This window comes from Guyparkeria sp. (genome assembly GCF_046540515.1).
GTDB lineage: Bacteria > Pseudomonadota > Gammaproteobacteria > Halothiobacillales > Halothiobacillaceae > Guyparkeria.
The window spans coordinates 1-8,100 of the sequence record NZ_JBKHFB010000078.1 but is presented as its reverse complement, the minus strand read 5'-3'; the positions used below and the strand labels follow the sequence as shown (position 1 = coordinate 8,100).

Genomic DNA, 8,100 nt, shown 5'->3' with positions numbered 1-8,100 from the left:
CCGGCGTTGATCTCGTGGTAGTCGATGATGTTCTCGATCGAGATTCGCAGGCGGTGACTGGCGTGACGCATCAACTGCAGCGAGCGCGCGGGCTCCTGCTCGCCGGCGGCCGCTGGTGGCGCACAGCGACTCAGGCGACGCTCCAGCCCGGCCAGCGAGTCGACCGCCGAGCGGATGTGCCCCAGCGGGGTCACCCATTGCTGATTGACCAGTTCGAGCACCGAGGCGGCCGACAGCTGGCTTTCCGGACCGGACTTCCGCGGCGGGGGCTCGATAGGTGTGTCGTCATCCGCCGGTCGGGTGACGGGTCTAAACCACAGCGAGGCGGCCGACAGGGCCACCAGGCCGCACCAGATGCCCACCCAGCCGAGTGACGCCATCCAGACCCCGGGTGTGGCCAGCGACTGGCCGGCGAGCAGCGTGTGGACGGCCAGCAGCGACGGCGGTGCGGCCAGCGCCAGCAGCGCCCAGGGGAGGGCCGTTGCGAGCGGCGCCAGGCGTTCGCTTGCGGGCACCGGCCGGTTGGTCTGTGTTCTGCGGATCGGGGCGTTCACCGAAGGCCTTTGTGGCATACTCGGGGCGCGAGAGAACCCGCCTTCCCCGGGATTGGTTTGGGATGAGTTTGCGATGAATCGGGTAACTGGAGCGAGCCGGCAAAGCGTATGTTAGGTCAACGTCTTGATCAATTGATCGGCAACACGCCGTTGGCGCGTATCCAGCGTCTCGACCCCACGGGGGCGGCGCGCGGCAACGTGATCCTTGGCAAGCTCGAGGGCAACAATCCGGCCGGGTCGGTCAAGGACCGCGCGGCGCACTCGATGATCTCGCGCGCCATGGAGCGAGGCGAGATCAAGCCCGGCGACCGGCTGGTCGAGGCCACCTCCGGCAACACGGGCATCGCGCTGGCCATGGTGGCCGCCACGCTCGGCCTGCGGCTGACCCTGATCATGCCCGAGCACATGTCGATCGAACGCCGCCAGTCGATGGCCGCCTACGGTGCGGAACTCAGGCTCGTCTCCCGCGAGGAGGGCATGGAGGGCGCGCGCGATCTCGCCGCCGACATGGCCGCCCGGGGCGAGGGCGTGGTGCTCGACCAGTTCGCCAACCCGGACAATCCGCGTGCCCACTACCTGACTACCGGCCCCGAGATCTGGGCGGCCACCGAGGGTCGGGTGACGCATTTCGTCTCGGCGATGGGTACCACCGGCACCATCATGGGCACCTCGCACTACCTCAAGGAACAGAACCCGGGCATCGAGATCGTCGGCGTCCAGCCGGGCGAGGGCGCGCAGATCCCGGGTATCCGCCGCTGGCCGAAGGAATACCTGCCGTCGATCTTCGAGCCGGCCCGGGTCGACCGCACGCTGGACATCGACCAGCAGGAAGCCGAGGAAATGACCCGTCGGCTCGCGCGCGAGGAGGGCATCATGGCGGGCATTTCCTCCGGCGGGGCGATGGCCGCGGCACTCAAGGTCTCCGCCGAGGCGGAGAACGCCGTGATCGTCACCATCGTCTGCGACCGCGGCGATCGTTATCTCTCCACCGGCGTGTTCCCGGCCGGCTGATTGCCCTGCATCCTCCCGAACCCTGCCACGCTCCCCGCGCGGCAGGGTTTTCTATTATTCCCTGGATCGAGAAATCGATGGCCCGCAAACCGAATCGCAACCAGCGCCGAAAGTACGCCAAGCCGCTGCCGCGGGGCGAATTCGCCGCCCATATCGAGTCACTCACCCTCGAGGGGCGCGGGGTGGCGCATGTCGATGGCAAGGCGACCTTCATCGCTCGCGCGTTGCCGGGCGAGGAGGTGCGCTTCGTCTACCGTGACCGGCGCCGGCATTTCGACCTCGGCGATGCCGTGGCCGTGGATACCCCCAGCCCGGAACGCATCGAGCCGGGCTGTCCACATTTCCACGCCTGCGGTGGCTGTGCCATGCAGCACCTGGCCCCCGAGGCACAGGTGGCACACAAGCAGCAGGCGCTGCTCGACCAGCTGTCACGCATCGGCCGGGTCGAACCCGAGCAGGTGCTCGCGCCCTTGACCGGGCCGATCTGGGGCTACCGGCGCATGGCCCGGCTGGGCGTTCGGTACGTGGGCAAGAAGGGGCGCGCGCTGGTGGGTTTTCGTGAACTGGGCTCGGCGCTGATCGCCGACATCGATACCTGCCCGGTGCTCGACCCGCGCGTCGGCGAGAAACTGCCGGCGATTGCCGACCTGATTGCGGGGCTGGACGCACGGCGAGACATTCCCCAGATCGAGGTGGGCTGCGGCGATGCGCACTGCGCCTTGGCCTTCCGCCACATGGTGCCGCTGGGTGAGGCCGACCGGGCGCGGCTGGACGCCTTTGCCGACGAGCACGGCTTCGCGATCTTCCTGCAACCCGGTGGCCCGGAGACCCTCGCGCCGCTGGTGGCCGGGGATCGGGATGTCTACCCGAGCTACCGTCTGGAGGAGTTCGACGTCGAGATCCGCTTCTCGCCACTCGACTTCGTCCAGGTCAACGCCGGGATCAACCAGCGCATGGTGCATAAGGCGCTGGACTGGCTTGCGGTGGAACCCGGCGACCGGGTGCTGGACCTGTTCGCGGGGCTTGGCAACTTCAGCCTGCCGCTGGCGCGACGGACCGGCGCGACGGGCACGGTCACCGCGGTGGAAGCGGATGAAGCGATGGTCGAACGCGGCGCAGCCGCCGCTCGTGCCAACGGTCTCGGGAATACGCGTCACGTGGTCGGCAACCTGTTCGAGCCCGACGCCGCTCAAGGCTGGCCCCACGAATCGTTCGACCGTGTCCTGCTCGACCCGCCGCGGGCGGGTGCCGAGGCGATGGTGCCGGTGATCGCACGCATGAAGCCGGCCCGGGTGGTCTACGTCTCCTGCCACCCGGGTTCGCTGGCCCGGGACGTCGGCCGGTTGGTGAACGACCATGGCTGGCGGCTGCTGGCCGCGGGGGTGATGGACATGTTTCCCCACACGGCGCACGTCGAGTCCATGGTGGTGCTCGAGCCCGGCGTCACCAGGCGAAAACGAGCCCGGCAATGATCAGGCAGCCGTAAAGCAAGGTGGCGGCGACGGTTGCCGCCAGCGCCCGCCGCAGGTGTTCCGGGGTGGCGTGATGCAACCAGAGGTCACGCCCGGCGATCAGGGAAAGCGGCAGCGCGGCCAGCACCGCCAGGGCGGCAACAGGCAATTGGCCGAGAACGACGAATAGCGCGGGCACGAGGAAGGCGGCCGCGGTGGTCGCCAGCCAGGCCCAGCGCGCCCGGCGTCTGCCCAGGCGAACCACCCAGTGGCGCTTTCCGGCAAGACGGTCGGCGGTGACGTCCGGGAACTGGTTGATCAGCAGCAGACTGGCGGTCATCAAGGCGAAGCCGGCCCCGGCGAAGACGGGGAGGATGTGCAACTCGCCCCGCTGAACGATGTCCGCCCCGAGAGGCATGACGATCCCGAACCCGGTGCCGACGGCAATCTCGCCCAGCCCCCTGGCGTTGAGGGAAACGGTTGGCGCCGAGTAGGCCCAGGCCATCAGCAGGCCACCGATACCGAGGGCGAGTAGCGGCCAGCCGCCCGGGATCAGCAGGATCAGTCCGATGCCGATGGTCAGGGCGTAGAGCCCGCGGGCGAGTAGCCGGGTCGCCCGGCGCGTCATCACGCCGCTCTGGATCATCCGGCTGCCCCCGGTGAACGGGAACTGGCGGTCGTGATTGGCGGCGTCACTGCCGTTGAGGTCGTCGGCAAGGTCGTTGTGGACGTTTGCCGCGGCATGCAGGGTGACGGCCCCGATCATCGTGAGCGTGGCCCAGAGCGGATCGAGCGTTACCCCGGAGACATGTGCTGTCGCCAGTCCGATACCGGCGGCGACCAGCGCCAGCAGCAGAAAGGTCGGTCGCGTCGCGATCAGTAGGCGCAGGAGGGGGCGGCGGCCGAGGTCGGTGGAATCGGGTTCGCGCGGCATGGTCGGGGTCTCCGGGGGTGGCGCAGGGCGGCGTTATCTTACCCTCTCGCTCGGATGGCATTGTCACGGGCGATCGCTTTGGTTAGAATCTGCGCCCTTCGCGAGCCACGGAATTGCCTACCGGCATCCATGGCCGTAAAGGAAACGGAGAGGTGTCCGAGCGGTCGAAGGAGCACGCCTGGAAAGCGTGTGTACGGTAACCCCGTACCGAGGGTTCGAATCCCTCTCTCTCCGCCAGTTTCTGTGTGGTCCGGCCCTCGAGCCGGGCACGGGCGCGCCCCCGGTCGCGCCCTTCCCGTTTGGAGAGGTGCCGGAGCGGTCGAACGGGGCGGTCTCGAAAACCGTTGACCCCTTCTCGGGGTCCGAGGGTTCGAATCCCTCCCTCTCCGCCAAATTGGTTGATGCGAAAAAGCGAGAGCCCGCCGTCACCGGCGGGCTCTCTTGCGTTGCCTGCGGCCTTTCCCCCCGTCGGGCGGGGGGGTAGCCGGCCGACTCAGCTCCTGGTCAGCTTCTCGCCGCCGGTGCCATCCTCGGCCGAGCTGATCACCATCTGCGGGAACGGGATGGTGATGCCGTTGGCATCGAAGGCTTCCTTGATCTGCTGCTGCAGGTCGGACTTGACGTGCGGCATGTCGGCCGAGCGGACCCACGGGCGGGCCAGCAGATCCACGCTCGAGGCGCCGAACTGGTCGACAAGGACGGCCGGGGCCGGGTCCTCGAGCACGCGGTCATCCTTCTCGAATACCTGCATGATCAATTCCTTGGCCTTGGCGATGTCGTCGGCGTAGTCGATGCCGATCACGAGATCCAGGCGACGGGTGTCGCGCACGCTGTAATTGGTGATCGCCGAGGCGTAGAGCTGGCCATTGGGCACGATCAGTTCGACGTTGTCCGGCGTGTTCATGCGGGTGTGGAAGATGCCGATCTCGTTGACCGTGCCCATCAGTTCGCCGGAGATGATGAAGTCACCCGCCTTGAACGGACGGAAGATCAGCACCATCACGCCGGCAGCGAAGTTGGCCAGCGAATCCTTCAGGGCCAGACCGACGGCAATGCCGGCGCCGGCGACCAGGGCGACCAGCGAGGTGGTGTCGAGACCGAGCTGCGAGAGCGCGGCGATCGCCACGAACAGCAGGAACGCCACCCGGGCCAGGGCGACGACAAACCCCACCAGCATCCGATCGAGGCCGGTGCGCCCCAGCAGTCTGGCCAGCCAGGGGCTGCCGATCTTGGCGATGAACCAGCCGCCAACGGCAATTGCCGCAGCCATCAGGATCTTGATGATCCATGGCAAGACGTACAGAGAGAAAAAGCCGGCTTCTTGCATGATGGTTCCTCTTGTAATCCGGGTTTTGCCGGGAAAATGTGGTGCTCAGTATAGGTGCCATCTCGCCCACTCAGCCGAGAGTCATGAATCCACCAGAAACAAAAACACCGCCCGAAGGCGGTGTTTCTTTCGTCAAGCGTCGAAAAACGCCTTACTGGGCGGTGCCCTGTACGGTGATTTCAACGCGACGGTTCTTGGCACGACCCTCACGGGTCTTGTTGGTGGCGACCGGGTTGGTCTCGCCCATGCCCTCGGTTTCGATCTTGTCGCTCGAGACGCCCTGGTCGACCAGGTAATCCTTGACGGTCGCGGCACGGCGCTCGGACAGGCCCTGGTTGTACTCTTCGGTACCGATGCTGTCGGTGTGACCGACGGCCTTGATGTTGGCGACCGAGTTCAGGTCACCCATGTCGCGTACCAGCCCGTTAAGGGTGTCCTTGCCTTCCGGCTTGAGGTTCGACTTGTCGAAGTCGAAGTAGGTGTCGGCCTCGAGCGTGATGGTCTTGGCTTCCGGCTCCGGAGGCGGCTCGACCAGCGGCTTCGGCGCCGGCTTGGCCTCTTCCTTCTTGACCATGTCCGGGTGGCAGGCCTCGATGGCGGTGTCTTCGTTCAGGGTGCCATGGCCGTTCAGCAGGCAAGTGCCATGACCGGTCATCACCGGATCACCGTTGCTGTCGAACACGTACGGGGAATCACCCCCGGCGAGGGTCTGGCCAGAGAAGGCAAACGTGGCTGCAATCGAGGCAGCGATCACGGTCATTTTCTTCATCTGTGAAATCTCCTTGTTTCTTCTGAGGTCAGAGATGACTTTGGTGTCGCTAGGGATAGCGCGATTCAGGTCCGGCAACGGGTGAATCTCAACTGAATAGTAGTCGCCTACTCCGGCAAAGTGCAAAAATAGCGCCGACGGGTTGCGTTCCCAGGCATCGAAATGGCGCAAGGGGGGGCGATCGCCCCACCAAGGGTGGTTTCGGCTTGCAGGGTGGGTGTGTTCTTGATTGGGGGTTGGTGGTGCTCAAGTCGCTGAAATACAAGGGAAATGCGCTACACGTTCTCGATCAGCGGTTGTTGCCGCATCGGGTTGAATGGCTCTGTTGTACAGATGCAACGTGCGTGGCAAAACTGATACGCGACATGGCAGTGCGTGGTGCACCTGCCATCGGGGTGGCGGCCGCGTATGGCTACTTGCTGGCGGTGCGATCGGCGCTGTCGCAGGGGCGGGGGCTTACGGTCGACACCCTGGACGCTGCGTATCGCGAGCTGGCTGCCGCCCGGCCGACCGCGGTCAACCTGGTCTGGGCGCTGGATCGCATGGTCGCCTGCCTGCAGGCGGCCCGGTCATTGCCGCAAGCGGATCGGCTGGCGCGGCTCGAGGTGGAGGCGCGTGGGATCGAGTCGCGCGACGTGGAGGCGAATCTCGCCATGAGCCAGCGCGGCGCAGCGTTGATCGAAACCGGGGCCGAGCGTGGCTGGGTGCTGACTCATTGCAATACCGGCGCTCTGGCCACCGCGGGGCAGGGCACCGCACTGGGCGTGATCCGTGACGCCTGGGCGTCCGGCCGGCTGGCGGGTGTCTACGTCGACGAAACCCGGCCCTGGCTGCAGGGCTCGCGCCTGACGGCCTGGGAACTGGAGCAGGAATCGATTCCCTATCGCCTCATCTGCGACGGCGCGGCGGCGAGTGTGCTGGCGAGCGGGCGCGTGAGCTGGGTGGTCGTGGGTGCCGATCGCATTGCCGCGAACGGCGATACCGCCAACAAGATCGGCACCTATTCCCTGGCCGTGCTGGCCCGCCACCACGGGGTGAAGTTCATGGTGGTGGCGCCGCGTGCGACCATCGATCGCGATTGCGCCGATGGCGGGGCGATCGAGATCGAACAGCGCCCGGCCGCGGAAGTGAGGGCGATCGGTGACCAGTTGCTCGCCCCCGCGGACGCGAGCGTCTACAACCCGGCCTTCGATGTCACGCCGGCCGGGCTGATCGACGCCTTGGTCACCGAGGCCGGTGTCCTGCGCCAGCCGGACCGGGAAGGGATCGCGCGCCTGTTCGGCTGATGCGGCGCATCGCCGGGTCTCGATCGGCTCGATATGCCTGATCGTCGCCCGTCCGCGCGCCGGATCGAGCCGGCATGGCAGGACATGTGGTTGACGTGCCGTGCCCCCGCGCCGAGCGGGCGCTCTGTGGTACCATGCTCCGGTTTGCCGGCACTCCCGTCCGATCGAGGCCCCAAGGGGTTTCTGGTCATTTCGCGGCGAGGTGTCGGTTCGGCCGAGGTGGGCCGGCGGGTGGGCGCGATGGCGTGCCGCCGTGTCGGCCGAACAGGCCGCGCCGAAGATTCAGGACACTCGTGGGTACCAGGACACTCGAATGACTCAGTTCGCTTCAGAAATCTTCCCGGTCAATCTCGAAGACGAGATGCGGCAGTCCTATCTCGATTACGCCATGAGCGTGATCGTCGGGCGGGCGCTGCCGGATGCGCGCGACGGCTTGAAGCCGGTACATCGTCGTGTCCTCTATGCCATGCGCGAGCTGGGCAACGAGTGGAACAAGCCCTACAAGAAGTCGGCGCGTGTCGTGGGTGACGTCATCGGTAAGTATCACCCGCACGGTGATTCGGCGGTCTACGACGCGCTGGTGCGCATGGCGCAGGACTTCTCCATGCGCAACATGCTCATCGACGGGCAGGGCAACTTCGGCTCGGTCGACGGCGATGCCCCGGCGGCGATGCGTTACACCGAAGTGCGCATGGCGAAGATCGCCCACGAGCTGCTCGCCGACATCGACAAGGAAACCGTCGACTTCATCGACAACTACGACGGCTC

The 8,100-nt window shown here is 66.6% G+C and carries 8 protein-coding genes and 2 tRNA genes; 6 read left to right on the top strand and 4 right to left on the bottom strand.

Annotation, left to right across the window (positions count from 1 at the left end; translation table 11 throughout):
- On the bottom strand, positions 1–515 hold a 515-nt coding region (locus ACLFRM_RS08400), incomplete at its 3' end, for a hypothetical protein (RefSeq protein ID WP_410755289.1).
- Positions 516–662: 147 nt separating this feature from the next.
- Between ACLFRM_RS08400 and cysM the strand changes: the two genes are divergently transcribed.
- Positions 663–1,565: a cysteine synthase CysM gene (gene cysM, locus ACLFRM_RS08395; protein ID WP_410755288.1), complete on the top strand. Its 903-nt coding sequence runs from the start codon at positions 663–665 to the stop codon at positions 1,563–1,565.
- A 77-nt stretch (positions 1,566–1,642) separates the two neighbouring features.
- Entirely contained in the window at positions 1,643–3,037 is a 1,395-nt protein-coding gene (rlmD, locus tag ACLFRM_RS08390) for a 23S rRNA (uracil(1939)-C(5))-methyltransferase RlmD (RefSeq protein ID WP_410755287.1), read from the top strand.
- On the opposite strand, the gene ACLFRM_RS08385 is transcribed toward rlmD, so the two are convergent.
- Positions 3,009–3,950, bottom strand: coding sequence for a prenyltransferase (locus tag ACLFRM_RS08385; protein ID WP_410755286.1), 942 nt, complete (start codon positions 3,948–3,950; stop codon positions 3,009–3,011). The genes rlmD and ACLFRM_RS08385 overlap by 29 nt on opposite strands.
- Before the next feature lie 146 nt (positions 3,951–4,096).
- Between ACLFRM_RS08385 and ACLFRM_RS08380 the strand changes: the two genes are divergently transcribed.
- Positions 4,097–4,187 (top strand) — tRNA-Ser (locus ACLFRM_RS08380).
- 64 nt (positions 4,188–4,251) lie between these two features.
- Positions 4,252–4,342 (top strand) — tRNA-Ser (locus tag ACLFRM_RS08375).
- Positions 4,343–4,443: 101 nt separating this feature from the next.
- On the opposite strand, the gene ACLFRM_RS08370 is transcribed toward ACLFRM_RS08375, so the two are convergent.
- Positions 4,444–5,277 (bottom strand): mechanosensitive ion channel family protein, encoded by an 834-nt coding sequence (locus ACLFRM_RS08370; RefSeq protein ID WP_410755285.1) that lies wholly within the window; start codon positions 5,275–5,277, stop codon positions 4,444–4,446.
- Positions 5,278–5,428: 151 nt separating this feature from the next.
- A complete protein-coding gene (locus ACLFRM_RS08365) occupies positions 5,429–6,046 on the bottom strand; it encodes an OmpA family protein (protein ID WP_410755284.1) in 618 nt (205 codons plus the stop codon).
- A 206-nt stretch (positions 6,047–6,252) separates the two neighbouring features.
- Between ACLFRM_RS08365 and mtnA the strand changes: the two genes are divergently transcribed.
- Both mtnA and ACLFRM_RS08355 read left to right on the top strand, forming a co-directional pair.
- A complete protein-coding gene (gene mtnA, locus ACLFRM_RS08360; RefSeq protein ID WP_410755283.1) occupies positions 6,253–7,332 on the top strand; it encodes an S-methyl-5-thioribose-1-phosphate isomerase in 1,080 nt (359 codons plus the stop codon).
- 313 nt (positions 7,333–7,645) lie between these two features.
- A partial coding sequence (locus ACLFRM_RS08355) for a DNA gyrase subunit A (protein WP_410755282.1) occupies positions 7,646–8,100 on the top strand: 455 nt, incomplete at its 3' end.